The sequence below is a fragment of the Fibrobacter sp. genome (assembly GCF_017551775.1).
Classification (GTDB): Bacteria; Fibrobacterota; Fibrobacteria; order Fibrobacterales; family Fibrobacteraceae; genus Fibrobacter.
Genome location: NZ_JAFZKX010000030.1, coordinates 1 through 16,840, shown reverse-complemented (window position 1 = coordinate 16,840; position 16,840 = coordinate 1). Strand labels below are relative to the sequence as shown.

At 55.5% G+C, this 16,840-nt stretch carries 12 protein-coding genes; 1 reads left to right on the top strand and 11 read right to left on the bottom strand.

Going from position 1 to position 16,840, the window contains the following annotated elements; all coding sequences use genetic code 11:
- Window positions 1-333 precede the first annotated feature (333 nt).
- From IK012_RS03715 to ispF, 3 genes are all read right to left on the bottom strand, one after another.
- Window positions 334-2,031, bottom strand: coding sequence for a Na/Pi cotransporter family protein (locus IK012_RS03715; RefSeq protein WP_290950683.1), 1,698 nt, complete (start codon window positions 2,029-2,031; stop codon window positions 334-336).
- Between the two features lie 228 nt (window positions 2,032-2,259).
- On the bottom strand, window positions 2,260-6,009 hold the full coding sequence (locus IK012_RS03710) for a peptidase A26 (protein WP_290950680.1): 3,750 nt from the start codon (window positions 6,007-6,009) through the stop codon (window positions 2,260-2,262).
- Window positions 6,010-6,071: 62 nt separating this feature from the next.
- Entirely contained in the window at window positions 6,072-6,557 is a 486-nt protein-coding gene (ispF, locus tag IK012_RS03705) for a 2-C-methyl-D-erythritol 2,4-cyclodiphosphate synthase (protein WP_290950677.1), read from the bottom strand.
- On the opposite strand from ispF, the gene IK012_RS03700 reads away from it, so the two are divergent.
- Window positions 6,556-7,287, top strand: a complete 732-nt coding sequence (locus tag IK012_RS03700) for a hypothetical protein (RefSeq protein WP_290950674.1) — start codon at window positions 6,556-6,558, stop codon at window positions 7,285-7,287. The genes ispF and IK012_RS03700 overlap by 2 nt on opposite strands.
- Here the strand turns inward: IK012_RS03700 and IK012_RS03695 are convergent.
- The 8 genes from IK012_RS03695 to IK012_RS03660 all read right to left on the bottom strand — a co-directional run.
- Window positions 7,284-8,753, bottom strand: a complete 1,470-nt coding sequence (locus tag IK012_RS03695) for an NADH-quinone oxidoreductase subunit N (RefSeq protein WP_290950671.1) — start codon at window positions 8,751-8,753, stop codon at window positions 7,284-7,286. The genes IK012_RS03700 and IK012_RS03695 overlap by 4 nt on opposite strands.
- Window positions 8,746-10,545 carry a NuoM family protein gene (locus IK012_RS03690; protein ID WP_290950668.1) on the bottom strand — a complete coding sequence of 600 codons (1,800 nt, stop codon included), beginning with the start codon at window positions 10,543-10,545 and terminating at the stop codon, window positions 8,746-8,748. Before IK012_RS03690 ends, IK012_RS03695 begins: the two co-directional genes overlap by 8 nt.
- The gene (gene nuoL / locus IK012_RS03685; RefSeq protein WP_290950666.1) at window positions 10,545-12,572 is read right to left on the bottom strand and encodes an NADH-quinone oxidoreductase subunit L; all 2,028 of its coding nucleotides are present in this window, start codon (window positions 12,570-12,572) and stop codon (window positions 10,545-10,547) included. The genes IK012_RS03690 and nuoL overlap by 1 nt, the downstream gene beginning before the upstream one ends.
- A gap of 3 nt (window positions 12,573-12,575) precedes the next feature.
- Window positions 12,576-12,890 (bottom strand): NADH-quinone oxidoreductase subunit NuoK, encoded by a 315-nt coding sequence (gene nuoK, locus IK012_RS03680; protein ID WP_173379600.1) that lies wholly within the window; start codon window positions 12,888-12,890, stop codon window positions 12,576-12,578.
- Window positions 12,890-13,432, bottom strand: a complete 543-nt coding sequence (locus IK012_RS03675) for an NADH-quinone oxidoreductase subunit J (protein WP_290950663.1) — start codon at window positions 13,430-13,432, stop codon at window positions 12,890-12,892. The genes nuoK and IK012_RS03675 overlap by 1 nt, the downstream gene beginning before the upstream one ends.
- Window positions 13,432-13,998, bottom strand: a complete 567-nt coding sequence (locus IK012_RS03670; RefSeq protein ID WP_290950660.1) for an NADH-quinone oxidoreductase subunit I — start codon at window positions 13,996-13,998, stop codon at window positions 13,432-13,434. The genes IK012_RS03675 and IK012_RS03670 overlap by 1 nt, the downstream gene beginning before the upstream one ends.
- Entirely contained in the window at window positions 13,998-15,353 is a 1,356-nt protein-coding gene (locus tag IK012_RS03665) for a complex I subunit 1 family protein (RefSeq protein ID WP_290950657.1), read from the bottom strand. Before IK012_RS03665 ends, IK012_RS03670 begins: the two co-directional genes overlap by 1 nt.
- On the bottom strand, window positions 15,353-16,840 hold a 1,488-nt coding region (locus tag IK012_RS03660; protein WP_290950655.1), incomplete at its 5' end, for a 2Fe-2S iron-sulfur cluster-binding protein. The genes IK012_RS03665 and IK012_RS03660, both read right to left, overlap by 1 nt.

Below are 16,840 nucleotides of genomic sequence, written 5' to 3'. Positions count from 1 at the left end.
GGCACGCAAGTCTTGACGGCTTCGTCCATGACCTTACCGCAGTCGAAAGCGTTCACATCGAAACCGCTACTCTTAAGTGCGTAAGCTTCCAGTTCGCGAATTTCGGAATCGTCTTCAACAATGTAAATCGTATTCATAGTTTGCGGATTTTCCCTTTATCAAGATAAAAAGTCATCATAGTCAATGCAATACTTAAAACAAAGGCTTCGCAAAGGTTTTATTCGTGCTTTACATGGATTTTACAAAACAAAAAAAACGCCGTACATGAGTACGGCGCATAAAAAAACTGATGGACGCACTTGTGCTTGCGCACGGCAGCGCTTCGGTACAACATTAGGTCGAGAACTTCCTGTTGGCATGCGCCTCGACCACGTTCACCACGTAGTCGCCAAGCTTTTCGCAGTCGTTCACCACGTCCATGTAGTGCACGCCCATCTGGTAACTGTACTTCTGGTTTTCGATATCGGCGATATTCTTCTCTTTCAGAAGCTTGCGGTAATCGTTGATTTCGTTTTCCATGTTCAGCGTGTGATTCACATCCACCTGCTGGGCATCGTCAAGTACGGCAATCATGTGTTCGAGCGCCTTGTCGCAAAGGTGCATGATGTGCCTGATGTGTTCGTACTGTTCAGTGGTGAAATCTTCCTTGCTGCGGAACTTACGGTTGATCGCGCGAGCCATGTTGTAGCAGGAATCACCGATGCTTTCGATTTCAGAAATCTCCCTGAGCATCGCCTGGATGGTGGTCTTACTTTCCGGACTCAGGCGGCCTTCAGAAACCTGGTTCAAGTACTTCGCGATTTCGATTTCCATGTTGTCGCTGATGCCCTCGTACTTCTCGATGCGGGCGAACAGTTTCACGAAATCGTTCTCTTCCTTCATCTCGAGCAGTTCGGGCACAAAGTTGAACATCTTGCGAGTGCGGGTCGCGAACAGGCTGATTTCCTTGCGGGCTTCCAGAAGCGAAAGTTCCGGAGTACCCATCAGGCCAGAGCTGATGAAGTGGAGGCGGGAATCCTCTTCTTCTTCAGATTTCTTGGGCTTGATGACCTTGCACACGAACTTCTCGATGAACTTGATGAACCAAATCTGCAAGAAGGTGTTCGACACGTTGAATGCGGAGTGGAACGTCGCGAGCACCACGGAAATCTTCGCGAGGTTCTTCTCGTAACCCGGTTCACCCATGTGAATGTTGAGGTCGAAACCGACCACGTGGCAAACAGCCGCGAGGAACCACTTGAGCACGATGATTACCCAGCACACGCCGATGACGTTGATGGTAAAGTGAGCGAGGGCGGCGCGGCGGGCCTGCGTATTGGCAGAGAGCGCCACGATGTTAGCCGTAATCGTAGTACCGATGTTTTCGCCGAGCACGAGCATGATGCCCTGGTCGATGTGGAGCACGCCGGTGGAGCAGAGGATCATCGTGATGGCCATGATAGCGGCGGAAGACTGCACGCACAACGTGAGCACCGTACCCATCACGAGGAAGAACAGCGAGTTGAAGAAGTTCGGTTCGCTAAAGCGGGCAAAGAAGGCGCTGATGGAAGCGCTTGCCGCCGGGTCTTGCACCACGGTAAAGCCCGTTTCCTTGAGGGTGGTAAGCCCGAGGAAGAGGAAGCCGACACCGAACAGGAACTCGCCCAGCACGCGCTTCTTGTTCAGATACACGAGAATGATGCCGATGAAGAACGCCGGGTAGACGAAGTTCGCGATGTTGAACGAGAACCCGAGGCTCATAATCCACGCGGTAACCGTCGTACCGATGTGGGCGCCGAGGATAATCGAAATCGCCTGCACGAGCGTGAGCAGCCCCGCATTAACAAAAGAGACCGTCATCAACGTGGTGGCGGTCGAACTTTGTACTGAAGCTGTGACGAACATGCCGGTGAGCATACCCGTGAAACGGTTTGTGGTCATGGTACCGAGCACATGTCTGAGCTGCGGACCAGCCATCTTTTGAAGCGCCTCACTCATGGACTTCATACCGAACATGAGCAGGGCGAGACACCCGAGCATCTTTAAAGCCATCCAAGTCATAATTATAGGGCCATCCTATGTTGGCGCCATTTACCGGATTTTTACATCCCATGCCACCGGTCCGGGCTCATGGCGGTGAATTGTTGTTCTTGTAAAGTTGCTGTAAAATATAGAAAAGCGCCTTACGGCGCTAAGAATATTTTTTTGTTATTAGTTACTAGTCTAAGCAAAAAATGCCCGCCCGGAGGCGAGCATCGTTCTAATGGATGTTCAACGATTCTAGCGGATGGTCACGAGAATCGACCGCTTCCCGCTGCGAACCAGATAGCGGCCAGCACGCGGAACAGAAAGTTTCACTTTTCCGTCATGGGCGCGGGCAGACACCACCAGGCGACCGCGCAGGTCAAACACGAGCACCGGATAGCCCTGCTGCAATCCCGATACCGTGATATCGCGTTCATGTACGCCGATATGCAACGGGAGCGGCTTTACCTTCGGCAACGCATGAGGCGGATCATCCTTTTCTCCGCTGCTAGTAGTATCAGCATGTTCTTCGTGGCTAGTAGTGTCAGCATGTTGTTCGCTGCTAGTAGTATCGGCATGTTGTTCTTCACCACTTGTCGTATCGGGGGCATATACCACATCCAAGAGGTAAACCACGCTATCGGCAAAGCCTTCCTCAAAGAAGTCCTTCACCACGTTCACTTCACATGCCTTGGTCGTATCCAACGGCAATTTCGGGAGGCAATTCCCGAGCGTCCACAAACCGCTAGCCTCCTCAAGGAAAGCGAGTCTACCCTTCATCTCTTCGAAGGATTTTTGCTCGATATCTTCGTAGATATTGGTTTGGTCATTCAAAAGTTCCGCGACTACAGGCGAAGTCAGCTTTTCATCCCCGTAATAGAGGGTACTCACAATGTTCCTCTTGCCATTGATTGCGTAAACAAGCGCACCCACGCCGCTTCCAGTAAGCGTATCGGTGAAGCTGTAGCCTTCAAAAATGGTCAAGAACGTAGCACCGCCAATCATTCCGCCCGTAAAGCTCGACTGCGCATTGCCTTCGTTCTTTATGACGCCCCTGTTGTAGGCATCCTGGAGCACAATGTCATTTGCATAGCCAATGAGGCCGCCCGCATATGAAGAATCACTTGAAGCCACCACATGCACTGGGCCGTAGTTGAACGACTGCGAAAAGCCACCCCTATGGAAGGGTAAACCATCTACCCAAACCACCTGCCCGCTGAAGAGCCCCACAAGGCCACCGGCATACGCGCGATCAGCTGAAATCACATGCACGCGGCCCCAGTTGCCCATCTTCGAAATGGAACCGATTGTATCCGCTCTACCGGCAATGCCACCAAGAGCAATGGTATCCGAATTCGCAGAGCCCTGCACCAGGCCAGAATTGAAGTTTTCGCTCAAAGAAGTGCGCAGAGCATACCCAACAATGCCACCACCGAATACGATAGAATTGCCTTCAACAAGGACCGTACCCGTATTCGAAGTCTTAGAGATGACATTTGCGCCATTACCATAACCGTTTGCACTACCGACGATGCCACCCGCGACACGCCCCGACACCTTGCCCGAATTGGCCGCACCCGAGACGACAGCTTCGTAAGAGTATGCGACGAGACCGCCGGCGACACCCAAAGAATAGACCGAGGTGTTCACGTTCTTGAGTTCGAGCATCGTACGGAAATTAAATACGACAAGACCGGCCGCTGCATCATCACTGCGGACCAGACTATTGCGGATGGTCACGTTACGCACATAGCCCTTGTTCTGGATGGCAAGACCCGCCGCAGATAAACCGCGATCGTTTTCGAACCGGCTGTTCGCAATCGTCAAGTTCTGCACAAGCGCATTCGTGTCGAGGCAATGGAACATGGAGCGTTCCATATCAAGGCCATAGACCGTATGACCCTTGCCGTCAAACTGCAACGAAGCACACCGGCCACTCGTATCGGCAGACACCTTGCGCATCATGAGGTGCAGGGAATCCTTGCCCATCACGATATCATTCGCGAGTTCCACCTTGAAGGGCCTATCGTTAAATATGCGCCCAATTTCCAGGAAGGTACGCATTTCCTCGGCAGTGGAAATCGTAAAGTTCAGCGTATCTTGCTCATTGCGTGACGGCGGGATGACGAACTCTTCCATATTGAAATAGATGGAATCGTTCTGATATGCGCTATCGAACGTAAGCACCGGGTACCCGCCGTGGCGCACCCACAGGTGGCGATCCGCCGCAGTACCATTCACTGTATTCAGCGAAGCGAGCATTTCGTCGCTCTTCAGTTCAGCAGTGGTCTTCTTGCATTCTGGGCAATCCCCGCGAAGGTCCACATCGCCAATTGCGCTCATGTCGGCAAGCGAAACGTCGAAATACGTGTTGAAGGGCATGGTAATTTCGCGCAAGTACCCGACAAGGGCACCAGTCATTTCACCGCCCTCCACGTTTGCAGCCGCACTGTATGCGTTCTTGATGCTATCGGCAAGGTAACCTGACCCCTCTCCAAGAATGCCGCCCACATACTTGTAGCTGCAGTCCCCCTTCGTCGAAACATTCCCGCGATTATACACATCGCTCACGATCATCTCCATCATGCCCCCGAGAATGCCGCCCACCTTCAGGTTGGCGTTATCATCCGAGCACTTGGCCTGCACGTCGCCATAATTGAACGACTCGCTCAGTTGCGGGAATTTCGCATTGGGAAACCCGTTCATCCAGCCAACAAGGCCACCCGCGTACGTATTGCCGGCCCCTTCGGCATAGACGCTCCCGCGATTCTTCACCTTCACGAAGCCATCCGGGTTAATTTGCATCGGCGCCTTGCCGACAACACCACCCGCATATACATCTATCATTTCAGCGCCACTGCGCACCTCGATAGATCCGCGGTTCAGCACATTCGTCACGCCGGTCTTTGCCGTCTGGCCAACAATTCCGCCAACAGGAATAGTTCCACGCACGGTTGTCTCTTCAGAAGAAACATTGATGTTCCCTTCGTTCAGCAGGTCGGCAACAGCCGTAGAGAAGAAAGAACTGCGGCTCAGATATCCCGTAATGCCGCCCACCAATATAAAGTCTTCCATCCGGTCCACATCGGTAGAAGCCGAAGGCAATCTCTTCACCGTAATGTTGCCGTAGTTCTGCAGGTTCTCGGCACCGCCCGAGATTTCACCAGCAAGACCGCCGACAGACATGTTGAAATGCGTTCCCGTTACTTCAATATCACCGCGGTTGACGCAAGATTCCAGCACGGAACCGTTTCGTATCTCGGCAGTGCCTGCGATACCGCCGATGTATACCGAAATATCATCGCCTTTCATATTGTCGGCGAAATAGACTCGTGCCGAATTGGTAGAATTAAACACGCGGCCCACGAGCTGGCCCACGATGCCGCCCACGTACATACCGCCACCGACAGAACCGCCCTCGACGCTGCAGTTGAATATCCCGATAAAAACGTCTTCCGAGGATATGAGCCGCGCAGCGATGCCACCCGCATAGCCTGTCGCAACCACATCCGTATTGATGATATTTACATTCAAGGCAAAACCATGCAGATAATCCGCGATTGCCGCGACCTCATATGCCGAATCACTACCGAAGGAGCTGTTCGCAATGTTCAGATCACGCACCGTACCAGCGCTCTGTCCAACCATCCTGAACAGCGAGTTCTCCGCATTCAGGCCGTAAATCGTATGGCTCTTGCCGTCAAAGACGCCCGTAAAAAGGTCTTGATCTTCATTACGGATCCAGCGCTTATCACAGAGCTTGGTGGTGTCATCGCCAAAAACGATGTCGTTCTTCAAGTAGGCGCGCAGATTCTCATTGGCCTTATTTACCGGAACAATGGAATCCAGAAACCCGATAAGTTCTTCTGGGCTAGTAATTTCGTATGTGGTAAGCCCGTCTTCCGTCACCGCCTCCGGAATTTTCGCAGAACCACTCCATGCGGCAAAAGATACCTGCGACAAAGCAAGCAGGGCACATAAAGTAAACCATTTTTTGGACATCATCTCTCCTTTCTTAAGGTTTACTTTAAAATATAATATAATTTGTTCTATTTATTATAAACAACTTACAGGCTTCGCACCATGGCGACGGCCTGGGAGGCGATTCCTTCACCGCGACCCGTAAAACCGAGCTTCTCAGTCGTAGTGCCCTTGATGCCCACCTGCTTCACGTCGATTCCGAGCACGCGGGCGATGTTGGCCTTCATGGCGTCCTTGTGCGGGTTCACCTTCGGGCGTTCGCACATCACGATGCTGTCGATATTGATAATCTCGTAACCGGCTTTTTTGACTTCCTCGCCCACCTTGCGCAGGAGCTCCAGGCTGTCAGCACCCTTGAATGCCGGGTCGGTGTCCGGGAAGTACGTGCCGATATCGCCGAGCCCCGCGGCCCCGAGCAGCGCATCGCTAATGGCATGCAAAAGCACGTCAGCGTCGCTATGACCGAGCAAACCCTTCTCGTACGGGATATCCACCCCGCCGATAATGCACTTGCGGCCTTCCACAAGCTTGTGAACGTCAAAACCAATTCCAGAGCGATAAATCTTGTCCATGATAATTCCTTTTTCATTCCCGATGGGGTTGTCCGTTTCTGCTAAAAATATAGCTTTCTCCATCTCACTCAAAATAAAGCTTCTTCATCGTTTCGACCACTTCAGGAAAATCCTTGCTATCGACAAGGAAAATTCCCTCGTTCTTGCGAAACAGCAAAACTTGGCGGTCGAACCAATCGATTTTCTTTTTTTGCAAACCAACCTTTTTGAAGGAAAGGACGGTCTTGTCAAAACACGAATACAAGACAAATTCATCCTCATGGCACCTTATTTCCCGCACAACATTCGAAGAATAAAAACCATGAAAAAACATGATAAAAGATGCCATAAAAAGGGTAAAAACAAAATACAGGTTACTAGCACTTACCGAGTCCTCAAGGATAATACCACCAATGAGAACGAAAAACAAGAAGCTAGTCACGGAAAAAAAGTAATTGCATACTATCTTAAATTTCCCGTCATGTTTTCTCAGCGTCTTATATACGAAGAAAGTCTCCTTTTCTTCCGCCTTCTCGATATTAGCAGCGGACAATTCCTCCTCCGGCTTCTTTTCGGGAATAGGCTTCGGAGCGCCGCACCAAGGGCATTTTGGCTCATAAAAATTAAACCGTTCTCCGCATTCCTGACAAATCATTTCGCACCCCGTATTTTCGTTCCCAAAATAGATAAAAAAGGAGCCCCACCGAATCCGGCGGGGCACATCCTTCTAGAATATCCGTCCGAAGGCTAGCCGATCAGGGCCAAACCAGGCACAAGGCTCAAGGCGAGCAGGGCGATTGCCGCCACGGACACCATGAACTTGAGCATGTAGCCATAAGGAGAATACGCGCAGGCGCACTTGCATTCGCACTGCTTTTTGCGCGGAGCGAACAGCACGAAGGCTATGCGCAGGTAGTAGACCGCGGCCACCAGCGAAAGCGCGAAGGCAAAAATGGCGACCTTGCTGAGACCCGCAGAGAACGCGCCCGTAAAGAGAGCGAACTTTGCGAGGAAGCCGGATGCAGGCGGAAGGCCGGCGAGGCTTGCAAGGCACACCGCGACGCAAAGCGCCACGAACGGACGCCTGCGGCCAGCACCCTGGATATCTTCGAGATTCTCGTTCTTGTCTTCCTTGCCGGCAAGGTAGGCGATACCCGTGAGGGCGCCCGCGCTCGCGATCGCGTAGGTGACGAGGAAGTAGAACATGGAGCCGAGCTGCACGGTTCCTTCGCCGAGGTAGTTCGGGAGCAGGAGGCCGAGCACGATGAAGCCAGCGTTCATCACGGCAGAGAAGGCGATGATGCGACGGATGGACTTCTGGGCAAGGCCGCTGAACGCGCCGATAATAATGGAGAGCACGGCGACGACGATTACCACATGGTACAGCGAGGGCCACTGGCCCGCGGCCGTAACAGGTTCGGCCAGGTTCCAGGCGGCGGCAGTACCAGCGCGCGTCACGAGGATGCCAATCCAGAGGGAGCCGAGCGCGGCAAGGGCACCGACCTTCACGACGGCGGCCATGAAGCCCGTCACCGCGACAGAAGCGCCCGTATAGACGTCAGCGACCCAGTAGTGCACCGGAGCGGCGCCCGCCTTGAAAAGCAGCCCGAAAATAGTGAGCAGCACGCCCACGGCGTAAAGCGAACCGCGGCCTTCAAGAATCGCGGAACTGAAATGAGTCGTTCCGGTAGCGCCATAGACGAGCGACACGCCATAAAGGAAGATGGCGCTGAAAATGGAGCCCGAGACGAAATACTTGAACACGCCTTCGCCCGCATTCTGGTCCTTGCGGCGGATACCCACGAGAGCATACACCGGGAAGCTCGTAAGTTCCATGGCGATGAACAGGGCGAGGAAATCGATGGCCTGGGTCATGAGCACGGCACCGCACGAAGCAAGGAGCAAGAGCCCGTAGGCTTCACCGCCCTTGAACTTTTCGTGAGCGAGCGTCCACTGGAGACCGGCGACACCCAGAAGGGCACACAGCAAAACCGCAAGCCCAAGCAGGCGACGCACAGGGTCCATCGCATACAGGTCGTGGCACACGCCCGTATTGACCAGGTAGAACGACGCCATGCCGAAAACCACGAACACGGATGCAATCCAAGGAATGATCTTGTGCTTGTTCTCATCCTTGATGAAGGGCTCTACGGCGAGGGAAGCAAGCGCACCCAGCGCAACCAGAATTACCGGGAAAAAGTTGACGATACTAGTCATTGGAAGCCTCCTCGTTCTTTACGGACGATTCTGCAGATTCACTTTCCATCGGGAGATCGAATTCCTCGTAGCCCTTGTTGGCGGCGTCGCGGATTCGAGCCTCCTCTTCTTCGCGCTGCTGCTTCTCGGCAGCGTACGCAGTGGCCTTCGCCATGTTGGCTTCGGTCTCGATAACCTGCTTGATCAGTTCCTTACGTTCCTCTTCGGAGAAACCGGCCTGAGTCAGAGAAGAATCGAGCTTAGCGATATCCGCAGAAGAAACGATGTGGGATTCGAGCGGTTCGACATCCTCCTCGACAACTTCCTCTTCGACGACTTCTTCTACCGGAGCTTCAGCCGCCTTTTCTTCAGCGACCTGTTCCGTGCTCTCTTCTTCGTAGAGAAGCAGGGAGTTCGTGATGAACGACGGGTGGAAACCGAACACCAGGAGAAGCACGAGCATCACGCCGTAGGCGACACCTTCGACGTGGCCGCAGCGCTTGCCTTCGGTGTATTCACGAGCAGGATTGCCGAAGATGACCTTCTGGATGAAGCGGAGCACGTAGGCCGCCGAGAGAATCATGACAAAGCCCATGATACCGGCGCATACCACGCTCTGGTCCCAGAGGGAAAGAAGCACGGAGAATTCGCCGACAAAGCCCGCGGTTCCGGGAACAGCGAGCGCCATGACGCCAGCGGCACCAAACAGGAAGCTGAATGCGGGATTCTTGTGGGCAAGGCCGCCCATCTCTTCGATATTGCGGGTGCCCGTCATGCGTTCAGCGACACCAATCAGGTAGTACTGCACGCCGGCCGAAATACCGTGGGCAACCAGGAGCACGAGAACCGCAGGGAGCATCGCCTCGGAAAGGCTGAACACGCCCGCAACGGCAATACCCAAGTGGCTCATGGAACTGAAGGCAAGGAGCTTCTTGCCGTCGGTCGCGCGCAGCGCCATAAACGCGCCGTAGACCGCGGAAGCGAGCCCGAGCCAGACCATCGCGGAAACTTCCTCAAGGTTGAACGGGAAAATCGGGAGAACCCAGGCGATAAACCCGAACACGCCCGCCTTACTCATCGCACCCGTGAGGATGGCTGAAAGCGGAGCCGAGGCTTCGGAATACGTAATGGCCTGCCAGCCGTGGAACGGGAAGATCGGGGTCTTCACGATGAAGGCGAGCAGGAAGCACACGAGAAGCGTTATCTGCGTCATTTCCGGAACGCTCTGGAGAGCGACCGCGAGAGAGACCAGCAAAGAGTTATCCGAAATGGTGAGCAGGTACCAGAGGGCGACCATCATCGGGGCTGAACCGACAAGCGTGTAGATCGCGAACGTCATCGCGGCCTGCTTGCGCTTCTCGCCACCGAAACTCGCGATAAGGATCGCGGCCGGAATCACCATGGCTTCGAAGAAGAAGAAGAACAGCACGGCGTCTGCGGCAAGGAACGTTCCGTTCATCGCGCCCATCAAGGCGAAGATGCCGATGGCGAAATTGCGGTAGTTTGCGCCCAGGATCCCGCGGGCCGAAACCAGGGAGACCAGAGAAAGCCCGCAAGAAAGGAACACCATCCAGGCGCCCAGTCCGTGACTGTACAGGTAGTAGTAAGAAGGTCCCTTGCAACCGGGAATCTTGAACCATTCAATCGGGGTCGTAGCGACATTGCCAGACGCAATCAGCGCCACGGACATGCCCAAGAACAGAAGCCCGAAGAGAATTGCCATGCGGGTGGCGGCCTTGAAGTCTTCCTTGGAGTTGACGACCATCAAAAGCGCCACGGCAAACGGGGCGAGGACAAGGAGATGTAACAGCATTAGACCAAACCTCCAGTCAAAAGAACAACGACAACCAGAGCGACGACACCCAGGATGCTAAGCCCAAGCTGCAAACGCACCTTGCGCACCTGGAAAACCGTAGCGCCGTCACCCAGGATGGTGGCGATGGAACCGAGCGTCCACTGGAACGCCTGCAAGAACACATCGACAACCTTTTCGCAAATCCAGGCGGCAACGTTCACAGCCTTCACGAAGAAGCCATGCACGTAGTCCCACATGAACGTCCAGCCGGCAGCGTAACCTTCGGGAGCGCTGGAGCCCTTGGCGGCCGGGATATGCGCGTGCATCCAGCCCTTCCAGGCGATGAACATACCGAGCAATGCGGCGAGCGTGCCGAGGGCAGCGAAGATAATCGGGTTCACATGTTCCGCAGCGCGCGGAATAAATTCGTTCATCAGGATATCCGGACTGATAGCCCTTGCCGGATCGAAATTCTGGGCCGCACCGAGCACCGGAGCGAGCGAATCGGCGAAGATACGCACACCCATGTAGTCTGCCCAGAGGTAACCGGCGAAGATGGAACCGAACGTAAGAATAATCATCGGGATGAGCATCACGGCCGGAGCCTCGTGGATATGAGCCTCGCTCTCCTTGCTTCCGCGGTAGCTGCCGAAGAAGGTCATGATGATGAGGCGTCCCATGTACACGGCAGTGATGACCGCAGTGAAGAGACCGACCACGTAGAAAATCTTGTTCATCGGAACCACAGGAGCGAGCCAGGAACCGGTAATTACCCAAGTGCAATCCGTGAAGATGCGTTCAAGGATGAGGTCCTTCGACCAGAAGCCCGCAAATCCCGGGAAGCCGACAATCGCGAGGAACGCGAAAATCATGACGCAGGCCGTAACAGGCGTCTTCTTGATAAGGCCGCCCATGTTACGCATATCCTGCTCGCCACCCAGCGAGTGGATAACGGCACCGGCACCGAGGAAGAGAGAAGCCTTGAAGAAGGCGTGCGTGAACACGTGGAAGATAGAAGCGTCGAACGCAGATGCGCCCGCGGCCATGAACATGTAGCCGAGCTGGCTGATCGTGGAGTAGGCAAGCACCTTCTTGATATCGTTCTGGAACAGGCCCGCGAAGGCAGCCCAGAAGGCGGTCAAGGCACCCACCACCAATATGATGTTCAGCACATCGGGGCAGACGACAAACAGGTTCGAAAGACGGGCCACCAGGTACACGCCAGAGGTCACCATCGTCGCGGCATGGATGAGGGCAGAAACCGGAGTCGGACCCGCCATGGCATCGGGGAGCCAGGTCAGGAGCGGAATCTGCGCGGACTTACCCGTGCAACCGACAAAGAACAGGACGCAAGTAACGGTGAGCATCGGCATGATGAGGTCGACGTGGCCGCCGGCAACCAGCATGCTGATGAAATGGTTGAGCATGTCGTAGTTGAGGATTCCAGCACCGCCGAGGGTAACGAGGCTGAGCATACCGAGCAAGAACCCGATATCGCCCACGCGGTTCACGATGAACGCCTTGTTGGCAGCCTTGCAGTTCTTGAGGTCCTTGTTCCAGAAGCCGATGAGCAGGTAGGAGCAGAGGCCCACGCCTTCCCAGCCGAGGAACGTAAGGAGCAGGTTGTCCGAAAGCACGAGCACGATCATGCTGAACAGGAACAGGTTGATGTAGGCGAAGAAGCGGGTGAATCCGCGGTCGCCGTGCATGTAACCGATGGAGTACAGCGTGATGAGCGTTCCGATGCCGGTCACGAACAGCAACATGATGCGCGAAAGGGCGTCGAACTGGAATCCGATATCCACCTTCAGGAGAGGAATGTCAATCCAGTTGCAAATCGTCTCGCGGATCCCGGTTGCGGGCATGTTGCAGGCAAGGATCGTCACGCAGGCGAACGAGAGCGCAGGGAGAATCACGGCAATCGTGCCAATGAGATTCTCGGGAGCGCCCTTCTTATTGCCAGAAGAAGTTACGGCAATCGCCCCCAGGATGATTGTTCCCAGCAGAGGGAAAATCGGGATTAGCCACAAAGGAATATTCGTCATCGATTAGCCCCTCATGTTGGAATAGGAATCCGCATCGATGCTTTCGCGGTTGCGGAAAATCAGGATGACCATCGCAAACCCGACGCACGCTTCGGCAGCGGCGATGGCGATGGAGAACAGCGGAATAATCTGGCCCGCGACACTCAGTTCGGCAGGAAGCGTCTTCGAGAAGCCCACGAAGGAAAGGTTCACCGCATTCAGGGCGAGTTCAACCCCCATGAGCACGAAGATGATGTTCCTGCGCGTGATGGCGACCAGGATGCCGATGGCAAAAAGCGCAAGGGCAAGGATCTGAATGAAAATGGGTTGGAGTTCCATCAGTGATTATCCTCCGTATTTTCAGTTTCGATGGACCCGAGGCGCTTCTTGGCCATGAGCACGGCGGCGACCATGGCGGAAAGCAGCAAGAGGCCGAGGATTTCGAAAAGGATAAAGTAGCCGGGACCGGTCTGCGCCAAATCGAAGAGCGTCTTGGACGTAAGCGCCACGGAACCGCGGAGCGCCGACGTATCGAAGGCGAGCGGGGCACGCACCAGCGCAAAGCCGACAAGGCCGGCAAGCACGATGACCGAGGGCAGAATAAAGAGCGACACCTTATCGAACATCGGCGTCTTGGAATCGCGGGCACCGTTCAGCACCATGATGACGAACGTAACGAGCATCATGATGGCGCCGGCGTAGACCATAATCTGCACGACACCGAGGAAGGGGCTACCCACAAGGCCGTAGATGCCGGCCAAGGCGACCATGGTCGTAATCAGGGAGAGCGCCCCGTAGAGCGGGTGACGGCTCAGGAGCACGCACACGGCGGCCCCGAGGGCAATCACGGCGAGAATGATGAAATAAATCAGGGCAAGCATTACTTAACCTCCATTCCCCAGACCTTGAGGGCCTCGGCATTCTTGGAACCGCCCGGAGCCACCTGGCTCTGTTCGTCGTCCGGGTAATCCTTCGGATCCCAGGCGGTAAGGGTTTCGAGAGTCGCCACGAACTCGTCGCGGGTACGGTGCTCGAAGACGATTTCCTTAGTATCCATGCGGAGCGCATCCACCGGGCAGGCTTCCGCACACAAACCGCAGAACACGCAGGTCAGGTGGTCGATGTCGAAGCGCTTGACCTTCTTCTCGATACGCGGGTCGTCACTGCGGGTCGCCTCGATAAAGATGCAGTGCGCAGGGCAGGCAGCCGCACACATGCCGCAGGCGACACAACGCGGAGTGCCATCCGGACGCAGCATCAGGCGGTGCTTCGCACGGTAGGTATTGCGGATTTCCGGCTGGCCTTCCGGGTACGAGATCGTCGGAAGCGTCTCGTAACGGAACAAGCCGCGGGCCGCATGCTTGAGAGTCGTGAACAAGCCACGCAGGGCTTCGAAAATATAGAGGCGTTCCACCAGGTTCATGGGCCTCTGTCTAATAACGCGCATTAGTTACCTCCTACAAGCTTCGCGATGACGGCAGTCACCACAAGGTTGATGAGGGCGATATTCAGAATAATCTTCCAGCCCAGGTTCATCACGTGGTCGTAGCGGAAGCGCGGGAGAGTCCAGCGCACCCAGATCCACACCCAGCAGAACATGACGCTCTTCGCGACAAGCACGAGCAGGTGGATGAGGGCGGTACCAATCGCGGTAGCGAGGCTACCCACGGCGACACCGTTCACGACCATATTGGCCGGATTGTAGAAGAACCAGGCTGCAACGCCAAGCACGACGAGCACGGCGACCGCAGCCCAAGCGACAATCTTGTAGAGCTTGTATTCCTGGAGGATTTCCAGCTTGTTGCTCTGCTTGGAGAGCGCGAGCTTCTTGGAGTAGCGGTGAAGCATGTGCAGGAACGCGAGAGCGAGGAATGCGAGCACGCCGCAGAGCACTGCCAGGGAGCCGCCCATGTGGGCCTGCATCGTCTCGGTCGTCACGAACGGGACAGCATAGCCGCCCAAGAAGAGCGTCGAGATAAGGAAGCTGTTGATGCAGATGTGGGAGTATTCGCCCATGTAGAACAAGCCGAACTGCATGGCGCCGTATTCGGTATGGTAACCGGCGACCAGTTCGGGCTCGCCTTCGGCGACGTCGAACGGGGCGCGGCCGGTTTCGGCGATACTAGCGATCAGGAAGCAGAAGAACGCCACCGGCTGGGCGACGATGCCCCACACGTGGTGTTCCTGCCAATTCACGATATCGGTCAGGTTGAAGGAACCCGCGAGGAGCAGGATGCCCATCATCGAAAGGCCGAGGCACACTTCGTAGCTGATGGTCATGGAACTCGTACGCAGCGCACCGAGGAAGCTGTACTTGGACTTGGAAGCCCAACCGGCCAATACGGCGCCGTACGCGGAAAGCGACGAGAGGCCGAACAGCAGGAGCACGCCCACATCGGAATCGATGATGGAGCCCGCGATACGCACGGTATCACCACCCCACTCGAAAATCATCGGGCCAAACCACGGAATGACGCAGGGGCTCAGGAACACGATGGCGAACGGGATTGCCGGAGCCACGTAGTAGAGCACCTTGTTCACGCCCGCGGGAGCGAACATTTCCTTGAAGAACAGCTTGGTACCGTCGCACATGTTCTGTATATAACCGAGCAGGCGGATCTTGCCGAAATAAGGAATTTTGATGTACGAGCGGTTCGGACCCTGACGGTCCTGCATGAAGCCCGCACCACGGCGTTCCATCGGGATCAAAAGAAGGATGTAGAGGACCGGCACGAAGCAGAAGGCGAACTTCGCAATCGTGATCAGCCATTCAATCCAGGTTTTGGATTCAATAATATCCATTATGCTTCACCTCCTTCGAGGAGTTTGCCAGTACTCTTGATGGCATCGTAAGTAAGGCCGGCAAGAGCGGGAACGTACTCGCCCGCCTTCTTGAAAGCTTCGCTTGCGCACTTGAACTCGCAACCCGCCATGTGGGAAATCACCCTGTAGGCAGCCCAGAGTTTCTCGTCGGGGCACACCGGGCAGGCGTTCAGCTTCTGCAGAATGTTCAGGCTGTTCACCATCGTGCCCTGGACTTCGCTCCAGTGGCGGATACCCATCGCGATGGTCGCCTTCTTGGCGGTCGCATCATCGAACGGGGTAAGGGCAATGCGGCAGTTGATTTTCTCGAGAACGCTTGCAGCAGCCGGGTCTTCACCGAACAGGTCGGCGTTCACCGTCACGAGGGTCTCGAATTCCGCGGCGCGCTTCATGAATTCAGAAACATCGGCGAAGCCCATGAGCTTCATACCGGCGCGGTTCGCCACCGGGTCACCGCTCTTCGCGATACCGTCGGGAGCGTTCACCTTCAAAAGCGAGCCACCGAAGATTTCGGCGCGCTCACCGAGCGTTTCCTTCAGCACGCGGATAGCAGCGAGGTCTTCCATGGTGCAGGAACCGCCGGCAACGAGGGCAACCTTGCCGTTCCCGAAAACCGGAGTATGCACGTCCATCGAAGGCATGCGGTTCTTGTCGAATTCCTGGAACGCGAGACGGCTCGTGTTAGAAAGCCAGCTGCGGTTCACCACCGGGTTGCAACGCGGCATCACACGGTAGATGTGGCCGTCGGCATAGTCCAGCCAAATGTTCGCACCGAGGGAGTCGTCCATCGAAATCGTCGGAGTGTGGCTCAGGAGCCATACGCGCTTCTGGAAGCGGAAGTACTTCGCGGTCATGGCGCCCACCGGGCACACGTCCGTGACGCACAAGTCGTATTCGTGGTCGAGCTTTTCGCCCGGGAACGTGGTAATGTAAGTGTGGTCGGCACGGCCAGCGAGCTGCAGCTGTTCGGAACCGGCGATGCTACGCATAAAGCGCACGCAACGGTCGCACTGCACGCAGCGTTCTTCGTCGAGCAACACACGGGGGCCGAGGTCCACGTGCTTACCGCCGCGGAGCTGACCCTTCGCATCAATAAACTGATGGGCCGGATTGCCGTGGTAGTTCTTGCCGTATTCCGGACGCATGCGGGATTCGTTCTGGCCCGCTTCCATGTAGTTTTCTTGCAGGGTGCATTCACCGGCCTTGTCGCAAATGGGGCAATCGAGCGGGTGGTTCACCAGCATGAATTCCTGGGTGGCCTTGCGGGCGTTCTTCACGCGGGCAGACGAAGCCGGCGTGAAGATCTTCATGCCCGGCGTTACCGGCGTGTAGCATGCAATCACGAGCATGCGGCCGCGGGGGCCTTCCTGTTCCACCAAGCACTGGCGGCAGTTACCCGATACCGGCAGGTAAGGATGGTAACATACGTGAGGAGTTTCAATCCCGACAGCCTTGAGGGCCTCGAG